Source organism: Variovorax paradoxus (genome assembly GCF_024734665.1).
Classification (GTDB): domain Bacteria; phylum Pseudomonadota; class Gammaproteobacteria; order Burkholderiales; family Burkholderiaceae_C; genus Variovorax.
In genome coordinates this window covers 2,217,659-2,235,016 of sequence record NZ_CP102931.1, presented here as the reverse complement: position 1 = coordinate 2,235,016, position 17,358 = coordinate 2,217,659, and the positions used below count along the sequence as shown (strand labels likewise).

At 64.8% G+C, this 17,358-nt stretch carries 19 protein-coding genes; 7 read left to right on the top strand and 12 right to left on the bottom strand.

Annotated elements, in window-relative coordinates:
- Positions 1-34 precede the first annotated feature (34 nt).
- From NWF24_RS10470 to NWF24_RS10420, 11 genes are all read right to left on the bottom strand, one after another.
- Complete coding sequence (locus tag NWF24_RS10470; protein WP_258354104.1) at positions 35-1,039, bottom strand: 5-oxoprolinase subunit C family protein; 1,005 nt, start codon at positions 1,037-1,039, stop codon at positions 35-37.
- Positions 1,032-1,733, bottom strand: a complete 702-nt coding sequence (locus tag NWF24_RS10465; RefSeq protein WP_258354103.1) for a 5-oxoprolinase subunit B family protein — start codon at positions 1,731-1,733, stop codon at positions 1,032-1,034. Before NWF24_RS10465 ends, NWF24_RS10470 begins: the two co-directional genes overlap by 8 nt.
- 21 nt (positions 1,734-1,754) lie before the next feature.
- Positions 1,755-2,513, bottom strand: a complete 759-nt coding sequence (locus NWF24_RS10460; protein WP_258354102.1) for a LamB/YcsF family protein — start codon at positions 2,511-2,513, stop codon at positions 1,755-1,757.
- 21 nt (positions 2,514-2,534) lie between these two features.
- Complete coding sequence (locus tag NWF24_RS10455; protein ID WP_258354101.1) at positions 2,535-2,987, bottom strand: VOC family protein; 453 nt, start codon at positions 2,985-2,987, stop codon at positions 2,535-2,537.
- 3 nt (positions 2,988-2,990) lie between these two features.
- Entirely contained in the window at positions 2,991-3,764 is a 774-nt protein-coding gene (locus tag NWF24_RS10450; protein WP_258354100.1) for an SDR family NAD(P)-dependent oxidoreductase, read from the bottom strand.
- 12 nt (positions 3,765-3,776) lie between these two features.
- Positions 3,777-4,952, bottom strand: coding sequence for an NAD(P)/FAD-dependent oxidoreductase (locus NWF24_RS10445; protein WP_258354099.1), 1,176 nt, complete (start codon positions 4,950-4,952; stop codon positions 3,777-3,779).
- Positions 4,953-4,958: 6 nt separating this feature from the next.
- Complete coding sequence (locus NWF24_RS10440) at positions 4,959-5,759, bottom strand: NAD(P)H-dependent oxidoreductase (protein ID WP_258354098.1); 801 nt, start codon at positions 5,757-5,759, stop codon at positions 4,959-4,961.
- 33 nt (positions 5,760-5,792) lie between these two features.
- The gene (locus NWF24_RS10435; protein WP_258354097.1) at positions 5,793-6,563 is read right to left on the bottom strand and encodes a helix-turn-helix domain-containing protein; all 771 of its coding nucleotides are present in this window, start codon (positions 6,561-6,563) and stop codon (positions 5,793-5,795) included.
- 79 nt (positions 6,564-6,642) lie between these two features.
- The gene (locus tag NWF24_RS10430; RefSeq protein ID WP_258354096.1) at positions 6,643-8,121 is read right to left on the bottom strand and encodes an aldehyde dehydrogenase; all 1,479 of its coding nucleotides are present in this window, start codon (positions 8,119-8,121) and stop codon (positions 6,643-6,645) included.
- A complete protein-coding gene (locus NWF24_RS10425) occupies positions 8,121-8,717 on the bottom strand; it encodes a thiamine pyrophosphate-dependent enzyme (RefSeq protein WP_258354095.1) in 597 nt (198 codons plus the stop codon). Before NWF24_RS10425 ends, NWF24_RS10430 begins: the two co-directional genes overlap by 1 nt.
- Positions 8,717-9,253, bottom strand: coding sequence for a thiamine pyrophosphate-binding protein (locus NWF24_RS10420; protein WP_258354094.1), 537 nt, complete (start codon positions 9,251-9,253; stop codon positions 8,717-8,719). Before NWF24_RS10420 ends, NWF24_RS10425 begins: the two co-directional genes overlap by 1 nt.
- Positions 9,254-9,360: 107 nt before the next feature.
- Here NWF24_RS10420 and NWF24_RS10415 point away from each other — a divergent pair, with 107 nt between their 5' ends.
- The 7 genes from NWF24_RS10415 to NWF24_RS10385 all read left to right on the top strand — a co-directional run bounded on the left by NWF24_RS10415 (position 9,361) and on the right by NWF24_RS10385 (position 16,365).
- Positions 9,361-10,293, top strand: a complete 933-nt coding sequence (locus NWF24_RS10415; protein WP_258354093.1) for a LysR family transcriptional regulator — start codon at positions 9,361-9,363, stop codon at positions 10,291-10,293.
- A 109-nt stretch (positions 10,294-10,402) separates the two neighbouring features.
- Positions 10,403-11,335 carry a DUF2167 domain-containing protein gene (locus NWF24_RS10410; RefSeq protein ID WP_258354092.1) on the top strand — a complete coding sequence of 311 codons (933 nt, stop codon included), beginning with the start codon at positions 10,403-10,405 and terminating at the stop codon, positions 11,333-11,335.
- A gap of 179 nt (positions 11,336-11,514) precedes the next feature.
- Complete coding sequence (locus NWF24_RS10405) at positions 11,515-12,645, top strand: ABC transporter substrate-binding protein (RefSeq protein ID WP_258354091.1); 1,131 nt, start codon at positions 11,515-11,517, stop codon at positions 12,643-12,645.
- A 1-nt stretch (position 12,646) separates the two neighbouring features.
- Entirely contained in the window at positions 12,647-13,675 is a 1,029-nt protein-coding gene (locus tag NWF24_RS10400; protein ID WP_258354090.1) for an adenosine deaminase, read from the top strand.
- Complete coding sequence (locus tag NWF24_RS10395; RefSeq protein ID WP_258354089.1) at positions 13,672-14,502, top strand: ABC transporter ATP-binding protein; 831 nt, start codon at positions 13,672-13,674, stop codon at positions 14,500-14,502. Before NWF24_RS10400 ends, NWF24_RS10395 begins: the two co-directional genes overlap by 4 nt.
- Entirely contained in the window at positions 14,502-15,323 is an 822-nt protein-coding gene (locus NWF24_RS10390; protein WP_258354088.1) for an ABC transporter permease, read from the top strand. Before NWF24_RS10395 ends, NWF24_RS10390 begins: the two co-directional genes overlap by 1 nt.
- Positions 15,324-15,357: 34 nt before the next feature.
- Positions 15,358-16,365 carry an isopenicillin N synthase family dioxygenase gene (locus tag NWF24_RS10385; protein ID WP_258354087.1) on the top strand — a complete coding sequence of 336 codons (1,008 nt, stop codon included), beginning with the start codon at positions 15,358-15,360 and terminating at the stop codon, positions 16,363-16,365.
- A gap of 5 nt (positions 16,366-16,370) precedes the next feature.
- Here the strand turns inward: NWF24_RS10385 and NWF24_RS10380 are convergent, their stop codons facing one another.
- A complete protein-coding gene (locus NWF24_RS10380) occupies positions 16,371-17,312 on the bottom strand; it encodes a LysR family transcriptional regulator (protein WP_258354086.1) in 942 nt (313 codons plus the stop codon).
- Between the last annotated feature and the right edge of the window lie 46 nt (positions 17,313-17,358).

Sequence of the window (17,358 nt, the reverse complement as noted above, 5' to 3'; positions counted from 1 at the left end):
TATATGCATCATATACATCTCGTATAGCCCCGCGCTACGCCCGGACAAATCCGCTGATCAGGTTCGCTCTCATCAACCGGCTTTGCAGACTGCCCAACGGTCTTGCAATCTCTTTCAGGAACCGACTTCTCAGCGGCGCTTCCGATCGCACCAACCGGATCGCCTCCAATGCGTCCACGGCTTGAAAACTCAGGCTGTCGCGCGGTCGAAGCTGGGACAAGCCATCAAGATCCGAGGACAACACCGTGGCAATCTTTGGGTATCCGCCGGTGGTCTGGTGGTCGGCCAGCAGTATCGAAGCCACGCCATCGCCCCCGACCTGTATCGAGCCTCTCACGATCGGCTCGGACGGGATGGACAAGGCATCCTTCAGTGCCAGCTTCGGACCGGAGAGGCGCATGCCCATCCGGTCGTAGGCCGACGTGACCGAGAAGCTCTCGTTGAGAAGCGCCGTCATGGCCTCGGGCTCGAACCTGCCGGTCTGCGGCCCCAGCACAACCCGCACAGGCTTGCGCGAATAGGCAAAAGCAGGAACCGGGAGATCACCCTCCCGCTCTTCCGCAACGCAGGCGTTGCGCAGCAAGATCGCGGCACCAGGGCCGAGGCTCCCGCCACCAAGGCCAGACGTCGAATGCGTTGCGGTGTGCCCCGCCCACTGGTCGCACACCAGTTCGCCACAGAACGCCAGGTAGGCCCAACTTCCCCAACTGCCGGGTCGAACCGACAGCACGTCTCCTGAACGGATCGTTCGCACGCACCAGGACTTGCTTGAGGAACCTGAATGGCAGACCTGAAAGTCGCCTCCAGAAACGCAGCAAGTTACTTCGCCCGATTCGCACACCACTTCCAGTCCTCCCATGGAGATCTCTATGGTGGTGGATTCCGCCGGGCATCCCAGCGCGACATTGGCCGCGGCATGTGCAAGTCGATCCATGGGGCCCGAGGCGGGGACGCCAAACCTCAGCATGCCCGGCCGCCCGCCGTCCTGGTACGAGACCAGCGGCCCGCAGGCCCTGACCAGCAGCCTGGCTTCAGCCATGGTCGGCAATCTCTCGTCGTGCCTCGTACTCCGCCAGGCTGATGCGCTTGAACCTGACCTTGTCCCCTACGCCGAAAAGAAAGGGAGCGCTTTCATCGCGGGTCAGTATCCGGGTGGGAGACCTCCCGATGATCGACCACCCGGTGGGCATCTTGAGCGTCGTGACAAGACACTGCGGCCCCGCAATGAGCACGCTTCCGGCTGCAATGTCCCGAAGCGACGAAGGCTTGCGCGGCACCTGGATCTCTCTCGGCACGCCCGACATGTACGCGTAGCCCGGAGCGAATCCATACATGCGCACTTGATAGTCACCCTGCAAGTGACGGTTGATCACTTCATCGATACAAAGGCCCGAGGCCTGGGCCACCGCTGCAAGATCGGGCGCGAAGTCTTCTTCATAGCAAATCTCGACCTCGCGCAGTTCCCCTCCAACCTGGCCGGCCGGAGGATCTTGCTGCAGGTTTTTAGCAGCCTCTTGAATCCGGGTGTGATCCGTGACCAGAGGATCGAAGTCGATCAGCAGGCTGACAAACGCCGGAATGCATTCAAGCATTCCCTCGGGCGGCGAATGAGCCAATGCCCGATCGAGCGCGAGCACCGTCGCACTTGCCTGATCGGTGATCGCATCGCCAAAGGAAACCAGCAGCGAGTGGTCCGCGACAGGAACGTACTTTGGCCATCCTTGCTCCAGCATCGAACTTCCCCGCACCGGTAGCTAGTCGAGAAACGAGACCAGAGTGACCCCTTCGGCCTCCAATCGCATCCGGACGTGCCGGGCCATCTCGACGGACTCCGCGTTGTCGCCGTGGACGCAGATCGATTCGGCCTTCAACGGGATCGGGTCGGAGCCCAGGACGGGCATCTTTCCGGTCTTCAGGAAGCCGATCAAACGACTCGCTGCTTCCTTTGCATCGTGCAGCACCGCTCCCTCCTGGCTGCGCGGCATCAGATGGCCGCTAGACAGGTACGCGCGATCGGCGAATATTTCGGAGAAGACTTGAAGCCCCTCCTCGCGAGCGGCGTGCTCCAGGCTCGTACCCGATATGGCGAGGATCGCAAGAGCGGGGTCGATCGTCTTGACCACCGAGACAATGGCCTTGGCAACTGCCATGTCGGCCGCGGCGAGATTGCCGAGTGCGCCATGCGGCTTCACATAGCTCACCCGAGTGCCCGCCAGGCGAGCTATCGCCGCAAGAGAGCCGACCTGCGCGGCAACCATTCGACCGATCTCGGCAGGTTGCATCGGAATCACGCGTCGCCCGAACCCCTCGCGGTCGGCATATCCGGGATGGGCACCGACCTTCACCCCGCGGTCAGCGGCCAGTCGCAAGGTCCTGTACATCGTTTCCGCATCACCGGCATGGCCGCCGCAGGCGATGTTCGCGCTGGTCACGCAGTCGAGAATCAACGCGTCGTTTCCCATGACCCATGGGCCGTAGCCTTCACCCAGGTCGGAATTCAGATCGATCCGCATCCTTGAGTCCTCGCTTTATCTCTACTTGCCAGGAAGATTCGTTGCACGAGTGAGCAGCGTCACGCCTGCACCCTCGGCCGAGGCGTAGTAGGTAAAGCCCGTCCGGTTCGTGCGACGCCCTCGCATCAGCACGGGCAACCCCAGCGTGCCGGCTTGCGCCTCTGCTGCATCGGCATCCGGAACCTCGAACCCAATGTGGAAAACGCCTTCTCCCTTGCTGTCCAGATGAATGCGCTGAGGCGACGGTTCATCGTTGGGCTCGCAAAGCTGGATCTGCACGTTCGGCAAGTTGCACATCCTGTACTTGAGCGCGAGAAAGCCAGCCTGGCTGGGAACGCTCAGCTCTTCATACTCGGACAGAGGCGGGTACTCGGCCCAGGGGCCTACGCCGATGGATTCGTAATAGGCCTGCGCCTTGTCGATGTCGTGCACCACGATGCAGATGTGGTGAAGCTTGTTGAACGGGTTTGACATCGATCAGCCCTTCACTGGAACAACATAGTTCAGAACGCGTCGTCCCCCGTCCACGTACATGGTTTCCCCAGTGATGTACGACGCATCTTCACTCGCCAGGAACGCGACGACCGACGCAATTTCAGACGGCTGGCCATAGCGGCCCAGCGGGGTCCGCGAGAGGATTGCATGGTTGCCCGCGCTCTGGACAAACGCCCCGGCAACCATGTCGGTCATGATGGTCCCGGGCCCGACACCGACGACCCGAATGCCGTGCGGCGCAAACGCCACCGCCGCGGTAGAGGTCACCTGGTTCATGCCGCCCTTCGAAATCGCGTACGGCGCGACGTTGGGGTTCGCGAGTCCGGAATTGATGGAAGACATGTTGATGATCACCCCGCCCTTGCCGCGGCCGATCATCTCGCGGCCTGCAGCCTGCGTACCGTAGAAGGCCCCTTTGAGATTCACGTCCAGCACGCGGCTGAGCATTTCTTCGGTGACGTCCAGGAACTCCACCACGGGTGCGATGCCGGCGTTGTTCACCATGATGTCGATGGCACCGAAGTGTTGAACCGCCGCCTCGACAAGGTCGACCACCTCGTTCTTTTTCGAAACGTCCGTGCGCACTGCGAAGACGTTGGCTTCCGCGCCTATCTCGCCGGCCGTCCTGGTCAGCGTCTCTGTGTCGATGTCGGAGACAACCACCTTCGCGCCCTCGGCCAGAAGACGCTCGGCCGTCGCGCGCCCGATGCCTCGCGCAGCCCCTGTCACAACCGCAACTTTGCCTGCAAGCCTCATTTCGATCTCCTCTCAGTAAACGATGGATTCAAACAATGGTGTCGAGGTGCGGATGCGCGCCCAACCCAATGGGGTCATGTCGATCGACCGGAATTCCCCGGCCGTGATCAGTTCCGCCACACCTCGGCCGACCGCTGGCGCGTGCATGACGCCGTGGCCGGAAAACCCCGTCGCGAAGATAAGGTTGCCCAGCTCATCGTGAGCACCGACCACGCCGTTGTGGTCGAGCGTGTTGACTTCATAGTGCCCAGCCCACGCCCGGTTCAGGCGCAACTCTTCCATGGCCGGGATGCGCCTGGCGAGCAAAGGCCAGAACAGCTCGTCCATCAACTCGTGGTGAGGTTCGAAGTCTCCATCGGCATCCACGTCGATCTCGGCCGGTGGCTGGATGCCTCCGATGTAGCCCTCCCCTTCAGGCCGCACCCAGATGCCGCTCGAGTCGAACAGCATCGGGAAATCGTTCGCCCTGAAAGGCGTCTTGAAGGAGAACACCGTGCGCTTCTTCGGCACGACCGGCAGTTCGATTCCCAACGACGCAGCCAGGCGTCCGGACTGCGCTCCTGCGGCCAGAACGCAGAAATCGCACGCAAGCGCGTCTCCGTTCGACAACTCGACCCCGGTGACTCTCGCGCCATTCGTCTTGAACGCGTTGGCTGCTGTTTCCACATAGCTGACGCCAAGCCGGCGCGCCGCGCGGCGCACCTCGGAGAGCAGGCTCCAGGCATCGAACCAGCCTTCGTGCTGGACACCCAGCGTTCCAATGCCGACGTCGTCGAAGTTGACGCCCGGAAAGCGCGCGCCGAGTTCATCGGGATCGAGCACCCGGATGTCCGCGCCGTGGCTGCGCTGCAGCCTGACAGCCTCTATGCGCTCAGCAACCTGATCGTGGCCTCCGAGAATCAGGTAGCCCTTTTCCCGATACCCGATATCCGCTTCATCTCCGAACACGGCCTTGATGTTGCGGAACATGTGAGCCCCGAAGAGGCTCATCTGGATGTTCGTGGCCGTTCCGAATTGGGTTCGTATCGAGGCGGCAGAAAGGGCCGTCGAAGAAAACTGGTACGAGGCATCCTTCTCCACGACGGTGATCGTTCCCGTGAAGCCTGCCTTGCGCAGCGACCAGGCACAGAAGCTGCCGATGATGGCGCCGCCAACGATGACGACCCGGGCTGAATTTGCTGACGGCATGATCGATCAACGAGCAGTTCGCCGTTGCGCGAACTCCGAGGCCGATTCCTCGAAGGTCTGCCCGGCAAGCGGGTTCCACTGCACACCCGACCGTGCGGCAACACCCGGCTTGAGCCGCTGCGAATGGTCGTAGTCGCTCCAGGGGTGAAAGAAAAGCGGCTCGACCTGGTCGAGGTTGCGCAAGCGCTCGGCATACGCGTCGAGGTAAGACTGCCGCTCCTGCTGCGGCACGCGCGCAGGCATCCATGCGGCGAAGGGAGGCAGCACGGTGAATCCGGTGTAGCCCAGGATGCCGTTGTGAATGGGCCAGAGCACATGATGAAGATCGCCGTCGATGCCGTTGGACTCATAGAGCGTGGAGGCCGTGCCTGTCGTGATGCTGAGCATCGCGCGCTTGCCCTTGAAATGCCCGGTTTCGTATTTGCGCCCTGCCGAGTAGGCAAAGCCCCGGCTGAGAACACGGTCGACCCATCCCTTGAGGATGGCGGGCATCGAAAACCACCAGACCGGAAATTGCAGCAGCACGAAGTCGGCGGCCATGACCTTGGCCTGCTCTGCCATCACGTCCGGGCTCTGCCCGCCGGTGGCAAATGCATGCTCCTGTTCCCGGGAGAGATCCAGGTAGTCGGCATTCGCACGTTCGCCATCGAAGTCGGCGGGGCCCAGCGCCGGATTCCAGCCCATACGGTAGAGGTCGCTGACGACGACCGTATGGCCCATGCGCTCCAGCTCGCGGATGGCGACGTCTTTCAGCGCCCCGTTGAAGGATGCAGGCTCGGGGTGGGCATAAACGATCAAACAGTTCATGCCGGAAATTCTGCGCGCGAGGGTCAGGCGCAGCTAGAACGCACGACGCACCTGGTTGCGGTTTTCTGCATAGTCGAAACGCGAAGCCCGGTACTGCGCCGGCGTCATGTTCGTCGCCACCTTGAACTGGCGCGAAAAGGCGCTGTGATCGGCGTACCCGCATGCCGCAGCCACTTCCGTGATGGACGCTGGCGTTTCCTCCAGCAGCTGGCACGCCTTGTCGATGCGCTTCTTCATCAGCAACTGCTTGGGCGTCACGTGGAAAACCTCGAGCACCAGGCGCCCGAGCGTGTCCATCGATACCGACGCATGGTCCGCCGCGTCGGCGATCAGGACCGATCGATCGAGACCCTCGTCGATGAAGTCCAGAAACCTTTTCAGCCGGCGATAACTGTGGTGGCGCTCGTTGGGGCGGGGCAAGTCACGCGACAAGCCGGCCAATCCGACGATGCGGTTGTCGGCATCCAGCAAAGGGAACTTGGAGCTCAGGCACCAGTACCGGTCGCCACGGTAGGTCTGGTACAGGCGCAGCAGCTCACGGATCGGACGGCCGCTGCCGATGACTTCGAGGTCTTGCGCCACCGTGCTCAATCCGGTCACCGGGAACAGCTGGTCCGCGGTCTTTCCCACGACGCTTTCGCCGCCCTGCAGGCCGGCGCGGTCAATCAAGGTCTGGTTCGCCCAAAGGTAGCGGCCCTGCTCGTCTTTGACGTAGAACAGCACGTCCGGCAGCCTGTCGAAAAGTGTCTCGACCAGCCCGGGCGTTCGCGTGAGCCACCCCTGTACCTGCTCGTCCAGTCGCATCCGGTTTCCTTGCTTGATAGCCTGCTGAGCGACCACTCGCGATGGGATCGGCTCAGGCCCGCAATGTAAACCGGCCGGGTCAGCGCATCACGAAAGGGTTGGCGGCCACGGCGCCGCTGTTGATCCAGACGCATTTGGTCTGCAGGTACTCGCGGATGGCGTCGATGCCGTTCTCGCGCCCCAGCCCCGAGTCCTTGTAGCCGCCGAATGGCGCCATGAAGCTCACGGCCCTGTAGGTGTTGACCCAGACAGTGCCGGCCTGCAATTTCTCGGACATGCGGATGGCACGGCCGATGTCGCTGGTCCAGACGGCGGCCGCCAACCCGAAGCGCACCCCGTTGGCGACGCGCAGTGCATCGTCTTCGTCCTTGAACCGGATCACCGACAGCACCGGGCCGAACACCTCCTCCTGCGCAATGCGCATGTCGTTGCGCACGCCGGTGAAGATGGTGGGCTGCACGAACCAGCCCTTGCCGCATTCGGGTGCCGTGCCCTTCTCGCCACCGAGGACCACCGTGGCACCCTCGCTGCGCGCGATGTCGATGTACTCCAGCACCTTCCGGTACTGGGGCGGCGTGGTCACCGGGCCGACCTGGGTGTGGGGGTCCATCGGGTCGCCCATGCGCGCGGTGCGCGCCACCGCAAGCAGGCGCTCGACGAATGCGTCATGGATGCTGTCCTGCACCAGCAAGCGGGAACCTGCGATGCAGGTCTGGCCCGTGGCCGCAAAGATGCCCGAGATCGCGCCGAACACGGCCTGCTCGATGTCGGCGTCTTCAAAGACGATGTTGGGAGACTTGCCGCCCAGCTCCATCGCCGTGTGCTTGAGGTGCCGGCCGGCCTTCTCGTTGATGAGGCGGCCTGTGGTGTCCGATCCGGTGAAGCTGATCTTGCTGACCAATGGATGCTCGACCAACGGAGTGCCGACCTCCGGGCCAAAGCCGGTCACGACGTTGAACACGCCAGGCGGAAAACCCGCTTCGTCGAACAGCTCCGCAAACTCGAGCGTTGAGGCGGAGGTGAATTCCGAAGGCTTGACGACCACGGTGCAGCCTGCCGCCAGCGCAGGCGCGACCTTCCAGCTCAGCAGCATCAGCGGCGAATTCCAGGGCGTGATGGCGGCCACGACCCCCACGGGCTCGTGGCGGGTGAAGGCGAAGTAGCCCTTCTTGTCGAGCGGCAGCGTGCTGCCCTGCACCTTGTCGGCCAGCCCGCCGTAGTAGTGGAACCACTGCGGTATGTAGTTGAGTTGCCCCTGCATCTCCGCGAGCAGCTTGCCGTTGTCGCGCACCTCGGTGGCGGCCAGTTTGGCAGCGTCGCGAGCGATCAGGTCGCCGAGACGGCGCAGCAATGCACCGCGCTGCGTGGCCGTGAGCTCGGCCCAGGGACCGCTGGTCAATGCCGCATGGGCTGCCTGCACGGCAGCATCCACATCGCGCGTATCGCCGCGCGGTATCTCCGCCCAGCTCTCGCCGGTATACGGGTTCTGGCTCTCGAACCATGCTTCACCTTGCGGCGGAACCGACTTCCCGTCGATGCGGAGTTGGTAGCGTCGCATCAGAACGGCCTCAGGCCGAGCGCAGCGCGAAACCGGTTCTTGATGAACGGACCATCGCGCGGCGGCAGCGCCCGGGGCGGCTCGTTGGCATCGATGAACACCTGCGCAAAAGACACGCCGTCGCGCGCCAGAATGCGGCGTGCAACCTGCTCGGAGCCTTCCAGGCTGTCCGTCGTGAAGGCATCGGCAATCCCGAAGCCCTTGGCAACTGCAACCAGGTCTGTCCCCAGGCTCGAGTGGCTGCGCTGCATGCCGGTCTCTCCGAAGTGCCCGTTGTCCAGCACGACGATGCTCAGGTTTCGCGGCTGCTTGGCCGCGATGGTGGCAAGGCTGCCGATGCCCATGAGTTGCTCGCCGTCACCAGTGATCACCACCACAGAACGCGAGGGCTGGGCCAATGCAAGACCCAGGCCGAGCGCCGCGGCACCGCCCATCGCACCCCAGAGGTAGTAGTTCAGGTCACGGTCACCGGCCGCGAACACGTCGTAGGAGGCGGAGCCCAATCCCGTGACGACCAGTGCCTCCGGCACCGACGACAGCAGCCTGGACACGAAGGCGCGGCGATCGGCGCGGGGCTTCATTGCGGTCTGGTTCATCACTTGCGCTCCCACTTCTTGCGCCCGATCAGGCTCTGCCCCAACAGCACGGCGACTTTCTCGCCGGCCTCGAATGCGGCGTCGTAGCCCGCGCTCACGATTTCCTCGACTTCATCGGGATGCGACACGCGCAGCACGTGGATGCCCATCAGTTCGAGCGCCCCCTGCGTGGCCTTGCCCATCGGGCCTTGCCACGGATTGAACTCGGCGTATTCGCCGCGCATCGTGACCAGCGTGAAGAACGGGAAGTCCGCCGCCTGCAACAGGGAGAACATGTTCACGCAGTTGCCGACGCCGCTGCTTTGCATCAGCAGCACAGAGCGCTTGCCGCCAAGCCAGGCGCCTGCGGCGATGGCAACGCCCTCCTCTTCGGTCGTGAGGACGATGTCTTCGATTTCCGAGTCGGCGATGGCGCTGCGGATGACGTGCGAATGGCCGGCGTCGGGCACGTAGGCAATCTGGTCGACGCCACCGGCCTTGAGGACCTTGAAGACGGTCTCCTGCCAGGCAGGCGCCGGTGTGGGGGTGTGATTCATGCTCTGTAGACGGCGTGGAGTGGATCGGCCGAGGAATCATAGAATTTGATGGCTACCTCGGAGAAATAGAATCTCGGCATTCCTCCATCACGATCCGGCATCGCTCCATGGACCTGAAACATCTCCGCGCTTTCCTGACCGTCGCCGACACCGGAAACGTGACGCGCGCAGCCGAGGTGCTGCACCTGGTGCAGCCCGCCGTGTCTCGCCAGTTGCGCCTGCTCGAAGAAGACGTCGGCGCACCGCTGTTCGAGCGCGAGCGGCATGGCATGGTCCTGACCGATGCCGGCCATGCGCTGGCGGGATATGCGCGGCGCGCCATGCTGGAACTCGACAGGGCGCGCATCGAGATTGCCGGCACCGGTGCGGGAGTCTCGGGGCTGGTAACGCTCGGCCTGCTGCCCAGCACGATCGACACCCTCTCGAGCCCTCTGGTCACCGCGCTGGCCAGCGCCTATCCGGGCATACGCATCCGCATTGCAATGGGCTATGCCGGCACGCTGATGCGTTGGCTGGTTTCCGGGGAAGTCGATGCGGCGCTGCTGTACGGCGCCGAACGCTCGCCCGAGGTGCAAACCACACCGTTGATCGAAGAGCCGCTGTGGGTCATCGGCTCGAAGAAGGCGGGGCTGCGAAGCGACACGCCGGTTTCATTGGCGAGCCTTGCCGGCGGCAAGCTCGTGCTGCCGAGCACACCGCACGGCATTCGTGCATTGGTAGAGCACGCCTGCGCGGTGAGCAACGTCACGCTGGACATCTCCGCGGAGACCAATGCGCTGAGCGTCCAGCGCAGCCTGGTGCTGGGTGGACACGGGCTCACAATCCTGCCTCCCATTGCCGTGGCGGAAGACCTGCAGACCGGAAAGCTGTCGGGTGCCCCGCTTGCCGATCCGCCTGTGGCGCGCACCATCGTGCTGGCGCTGCCGGCAAACCGGCCCTCGGGACGCCATGTGCGCTGCGCTGTGGATCTGTTGATCGAGCAGGCGCGGCGGGCCGTCCAATCCGGAGCCTGGCCGCAAGGGCGATGGTTGAGCACGTGATGCGCGAACACCCAGCGTCGGCATCTCGAGCAGACGCATGAATGGAGCGATACCTGAACTCTTAAACTCTCCCGGCTCGCCAAACAGACAACAACCGAGGAGAGAGAACTTGCGTATTCAAACCGCCCGCCTGACGGCCGGCGTGCTGCTCGCGTGCGCCGCTTTCGTGGCGCACAACACCGCTCACGCCGCATCGCCAACCACCCCGTCCACCACTGCCCCTGCTTCGACCGCCAGTTCACTGGAAGCCGAACAGGACGCCGCATTCAAGGCCGCCAAGGCCGTGCAGAGAGCCGGCCCCGCCGACATTGTGCTGCGGGACCAGGCCCACCTGCAGCTGCCCGCCGGCTACGTGTGGGTGCCGACGCCAGCGGCCGCGCAGTTGATGCGCAGCATGGGCAACCGCACCGACGACACCTTCGTCGGCGTAGTCTTCCCCGCCGACGACGCCGACTGGATGGCCGTCGTGAAGTTCGTCAAAGAGGGCTACATCAAGGACGACGATGCGAAGGACTGGAACGCCGACGACCTGCTCAAGAGCCTGAAGGAAGGCACCGAGGCCGCCAACGAGGAGCGCGCCAAGCGCGGCATTCCCGCCATCGAGGTGACGGGCTGGGCGCAGAAGCCGCAGTACGAGGCCGCATCGCACCGCCTCGTGTGGTCGGCCCTGTCCCAGCGCAAGGGCAGCACCGACGGCAACCAGGGTGTCAACTACAACACCTACGCGCTGGGCCGCGAGGGCTATCTGAGCCTGAACCTCATCACCAACGCGAAGGACCTCGACAAGTACAAGCCCGACGCGAGCAAGCTGCTCGGCGCGATCCAGTACGACGACGGCAAGAAGTACGCGGACTTCAACTCCTCGACCGACAAGGTCGCCGCCTACGGCCTGGCCGCGCTGGTGGCGGGCGTGGCGGTGAAGAAGCTGGGCCTGTTCGCGATCGCCCTGGCCTTCCTGGCCAAGTTCGCCAAGCTGGCCGTGGTGGCGGGCGGCGCGGCGCTCTGGGGCATCGCGAAGCTGTTCAAGCGCAACAGCAACTAGCAAACAGCAGCCGCGTGCGGACAAGCCTCCGCACGACGCGCTGCAAACCGCACCGGAACAGCATGCGAGCCGGGCGATTCAATGTGCGAAAAATCAGAACAATGCTGACGGAATATTGATCCACAGCGATTGGTTCCCAGGGCTAATCTCGCAACGATCCGACCAACACAGGATCGTTCATGCCCCCCCATCTGAAACTCGCCTTCGCCCACCCCGCCCGCTTTGCCGCACGGGCCGCGGCCGCGCTCGCCGCCCTGGTCCTCCTGCTGTCTGCCACCGTGGCGCAGGCCCAGAACAAGCCGCTGAAGCCCGTGACCATCGCGCTGGGCACCCAGGTCGTCAACGTCACCTACCCATGGCTGACGCTGCCCATCGCGCTGGGCTACTGGAAGGACGAGGGCTACGACGTGAAGATCGTCACCACCGGCGGCTCGCTGCAGGGCATCCAGCAGATGGTGGCTGGCGGCGTCGATTTCGCGCAGATCAACTCCACCGGGCTGATCCAGGCCAACACCGAGAACAACGTCGCCGTGCGCGGGCTCATGGGCACGGGCGTGATCGACTGGGGCGTAGGCGTGCCGCAGGACAGCCCCGTGAAGACGGTGGCGGACCTCAAGGGCAAGAAGATCGGCATCTTCAGCCTGGGCACGGGCGGCATGCCGCTGCTCAAGGGCTACCTGCGCGCCAACGGCGTCAACCCCGACACCGACGTGCAGATCATCGCCACCGGTGCCGGCGCGCCGGCGCTGGAGGCGATGCGCGCGGGCCGCGTGCAGGCGTTGATGTTCTGGGGCTCCGCACTCACCGGCTTCCAGAACGCGGGCGCGAACATGCGCATATTGTTCGATCCGTCGTGGCGCTCGCTGCCCGACTTCACCTTCGCCACCATGCAGAAGACCATCGACGCCGACCCGGCGATGGTCGAGGCCATCGCGCGCGGCGCGGCCAAGGCAACGCTGTTCGCACAGACCGATCCCGAGTGCGCCCGCCAGATCCACTGGAAGCACTTTCCCGGCGCCAAGCCCACGGGTGCTGACGAAGCCACGCTCGCCAAATGGGACCTTGCGCTCCTGCGGACGCAGCTCGAGACGATGGCCGACGCACAGACAATGAACGGCGGCAAGCTGATCGGCGCGATGAGCCCGGCCGCCTACGGCCGAATGCAGGACGCGATGCTCAAGGACGGCCTGATCAAGCGCACGCTGCCGCCCGAGTCGATGCTCTACCTGAAGCCCGGCTTCGTCGAGGCCATCAACCGCTTCGATCGCAACGCCGTCATCGAGGCCGCCAAGGCCTGCAAGGGGCTGTGACGTGACACCCGAACAATTCATCGCTGGCCTGCCCAAGGCCGAACTGCACATGCACATCGAAGGCTCGATCGAGCCCGGGCTTTTCCTGCGGCTGGCCCGGCGCAACGGCGTGGCCATCCGCTGGCAGACGGAAGAAGAGCTGCGCGCCGCCTACCGCTTCACCGACCTGCAGGACTTTCTGAACCTGTACTACGACGGCTGCCGTGTGCTCGTCCAGCCGCAGGACTTCCACGACGTGACGCGCGACTACCTGCGCCGCGCGCACGCCGATCGCGTGCTGCATGCGGAGATGTTCCTGGGCGTGCAAGGCCACACCAGCCGCGGAGTGCCGCTGGCCGCGGTGATGGAAGGTGTGCTCGGCGCCATGGATGCCGCGCAGGCCGAAGACAGCATCAGCTCGGGCCTGATCGTCGTGGTGCAGCGCCACCGCAGCGAGGACGAGGCGCTTGCGCTGCTCGACGACCTGCGCCCCTGGTACGACCGGCTGCTGGGCTTCGGCCTTGGCGGTGCGGAGGTGGGCAACCCGCCCTCGAAGTTCGCCGAGTTCTTCCGCCGCTGCCGCGAACGCGGCTTCAAGGTGGTGGCACATGCGGGCGAGGAAGGCCCGGCCGCCTATGTGCGCGAAGCGGTCGAGCTGCTGCAGGTGCAGCGCCTGGACCATGGCAACGCCTGTCTCGACGACCCCGCGCTCGTCGCGCAACTGGCACAGCAGCGCATTCCGCTCACGGTGTGTCCGCTGTCCAACCTGAAGCTGCAGTTGGTGCCCTCGATGGCCGCGCACCCTCTGCGCAGGCTCATGGACGCGGGCCTGTGCGTGACCGTCAACTCCGACGACCCCTCCTACTTCGGCGGCTACGTCAACGACAACTACCTCGCGTGCCAGCAGGCGCTCGGCCTCGGGCGCGACGACATGGTGAGCCTGGCGCGCAACAGCTTCGAGGCCGCCTTCATCACGCCACCGCAACGCAGCGCCGCGCTTCGCGCCATCGATGCATGGGTGGCCCACGGCGCGGAGCAGGCACCGGCATGAACGCAATCGTTCAATTTCCGCCAAGGCGGACGACGCTGCAGGAAGCATCGGGCGCAGTCCCGGCGTTCCGCTTCGAAGGCCTGCACAAGACCTTCCGATCGAAAGACGGCGCGGATGTGGTCGCGCTGCATGACGTGAGCTTCAGCGTCGAGCGCGGTGAGTTCGTCACCGTGGTCGGCCCGAGCGGCTGCGGCAAGAGCACCTTGCTGCGCATCCTGGCCGGCCTCGAGCGCGCGAGCCGCGGCACGGTCGAGCTCGGCGGGCGGCGCCACACCGGGCCGAGCCGCGACGTCGGCGTGGTGTTCCAGGCGCCCGTGCTGCTGCCGTGGCGCAACATCCTCGACAACGTGCTGGTGCCCGCGCAGATCCAGGGACGCGACCCCAAGGTCGCGCGCGAGCGCGCCCTCCACTACCTGCACCTGGTGGGGCTGGCTGGCTTCGAGACCAAGTACCCCGGCGAACTCTCCGGCGGCATGCAGCAGCGCGTGGGCATTGCGCGGGCGCTGGTCAACGACCCGATGCTGCTGCTGATGGACGAGCCCTTCGGCGCGCTCGATGCCATGACGCGCGAGACCATGAACGTCGAACTGCTGAAGCTGCGCGAACGCACCGGCGCCACGATCATGCTGGTGACGCACAGCATTCCGGAAGCCGTGTTCCTCGGCGACCGCGTGATCGTCATGTCGCCACGGCCAGGGCGCGTCACGCAGGTGATCGACGTCGACCTGCCAGCCGCCCGCACGCTGGAGCTCATCAACACCGAGCGGTTCGGCAGCCATGTCCGCGGCATCCGGGCCAACCTCAACGCCAGTGGAGGGCTCGACTGATGAGCACTGAAAACATCGACTTCGAGCCGCCCACGCCGTGGCTCACCCCCGCACGGCGCAAGGCGCTGATCGTGGCCGTCTTCGTGGCCGCGATTGCCACATGGCAGCTCGTGGTGAGCGCGTTGGGCATCTCGCACCTGATCTTCCCGGGGCCCGCGGGCGTGGCCCGCTCCATCTATGACGTCTTCTCGTCGGGCGAGGTGTGGCCGCACCTGTGGGTGACGCTCTACGAGATTCTTGCGGGCTTCGCGCTCGGCGCGTTCGCGGGCTTCCTGCTCGGCGCGCTGATCGGCCAGAGCGCATTGCTCGAACTGGTGCTCTACCCGTACGTCGTCGCGTTCCAGACCGTGCCCAAGGTGGCCGTGGCGCCGCTGTTCGTGCTGTGGTTCGGCTTCGACACCACGTCGAAGGTCGTGATCACCGCGACCATCGTGTTCTTTCCGGTGCTCGCCAACACGATCGTCGGGCTTCGCTCGGCGCCCAGGGACCAGATCGACCTGATGCGTGCATTCACGGCGTCTACCTGGCATGTGTTCCGCATGGTCCGGCTGCCGCATGCGCTGCCGTATGTGTTCGCGGGGCTCGACATCGGCATCGTGCTGGCCGTGATCGGCGCGATCGTGGGCGAGTTCGTGGGCGCCCAGGCCGGGCTGGGCTATCTCATCCTGCAGCGCAATTTCTCGATGGACGCGGCGGGCATGTTCGCGATCCTCATCGTTCTCTCGGCCATCGGCATCGTGCTGCATGGGCTGATGAAGGCGATTGCGCGGCGCGTGGTGTTCTGGGCGGATGCGTTCACCGACCTGTCTCGCGGCACATGAAGCAACAACACAACCCCTACAAAGGAGCAACGCAATGATCCAAGACGAACAGAAGCTCGAGGCACCCCGCAGGGCCTCCGCGCAAGAAATGCCGATTCTCGACCTGGGCCCGTGGCTGGCCGGCGGCCCGATCGGGCCGGTGGTCGAGCAGTTCAAGGCCGCATGCACCAACACCGGTTTCTTCTACGTCAGGAACCATGGGGTGCCGCAGGCCGTGATCGACGCCGTGTTCGACGCCACCCGCCGCTACATGTCGCTGCCGATGGAGGAGCGCCTGAAGGACCGGATCGACGAGCGCTTCCGGCGCGGCTTCATGCCCATGGGCGTCACGCAGCATCCGGGCCACAAGCCGGACCTGAAGGAGAGCTACGAACTCGGCATGGACCTGCCGCTGACAGACCCCGACGTGGCAGACGGGCGGCCGCTGCACGGCCCCAACCGCTGGCCTGCGGACAAGCCCTGGCTCGAGCCCGCGGCCATGGCGTACTTCAACGCCACCATCGCGCTCGGCCGCAACCTGCTGAAGATCTTCGCCTCGGCTGTCGGCAAGGAGGAAGGCTTCTTCCTGCAGTACGCCACCAAGCCGATGGTGCAGTCGCGGCTCTTTCACTATCCGCCGCAGGAGTCGTTCACCAACCTGGAGCTCGGCGCTGCCGCGCACACCGACTACGGCATGCTGACCGTGCTGGCACAAGACCCTATCGGCGGCCTTGAACTGTGTACGCGCGGCGGGGAGTGGGTGGCCGCGCCCTACGTCGAAGGCACGCTGGTCATCAACCTGGGCGACTTGGTAAAGGTGTGGACCAACGACGTCTACGTGTCCAACAGGCACCGCGTCGCGAATCGCACGGGCAAGGAGCGCTATTCGATCCCCACCTTCTTCAACCTCGACTACGACACGCCCGTGGCCTGCCTGCCCGAGTTCGCGCCCGGCGAAGGCGAGCCCACGCATGCGCCCATCAAGTCGGGCGACTACCTCGTGCGGCGGTTCGCGACCGTTCAGAAGTACAAGACGCCTGCAGAGCTTGCTGCTGCGGGGTAAGGGCTTCAGGCGGCGGGCCGCCGGTGTTCGGCGCGCTGCTCCGCCTCTTCCAGCGCAACCGTGAGTTCCGAGAGAAATGCGGCCACCGGTATCGGCAGGCTGCGGCCCTTGTGCACGCACAGCGCCAGGCGCTGCGGCCTGGCGCGCGGGTCTTTCAGCGGCACATAGGAGCCGGCCCTGGGACGCCCGAACGGGTCTTCCAGCGGCGTGGTCGTGAACGTGAGGCACATGCCTTCGGCCGCCACGTTGCGCATGAGTTCGTACGAATTGGTCTCCAGAGCGATGCGCGGCCGGATCTTCGCCTTGGCGAGCATCTCGTCGTACTGCTGCTTGGCCCACAGCGACGAGTCGAGCGACGACAGGCTGTACTCGGCGCAATCCGAAAGCCGCAGCGACTTGTAGCCCTCGAGCGGATGCCCGGTGGGCACCAGCACGTACAGCGGCAGCAACCGCGTATAGACCATCGAAAGATCCTGGAATGCGATGTCCCCGAAGGTGAAGCAGGCGTCGAGGTCGTCTTCCAGCAGCATCTCCGCCAGCGTGGGACTGCCGCTGACCTTCACGCTGAATGAGATGCCCGGATAGCGCTTGGCAAAGCCGGAGAAGAACTGCGGCATGAAGTCGCGTGTCAACGATTCGGGCATGCCGAAATTGACGTGGCCCCGCTTGAGACCCTGCAGTGCCTCGATCTCGGAATGCAGCCGCCCGGACTCCTTGACGATGTTCTTGTGATAGCGCATCAAGATCTCGCCGGCCGCCGTGAGCTTGACCTTGCCGCGCCCCTGGCGCCGCTCCAGCAAAGGTGCGCCCAGCGAGTCCTCGAGCATGGCGAGTTGCCTGCTGATGGCGGATGCCGCGACGTACAGGTTCTCGGAAGCCGCCCTGATCGAACCGGTGCGAACGACTTCGGCGAAGTACCGAAGCGAGGTCGTGGAGACAAGACTCAAGAAGAAACTCCGTGGGCTGGGCGCAAAGCGAAAGCGCCGCGGAGAT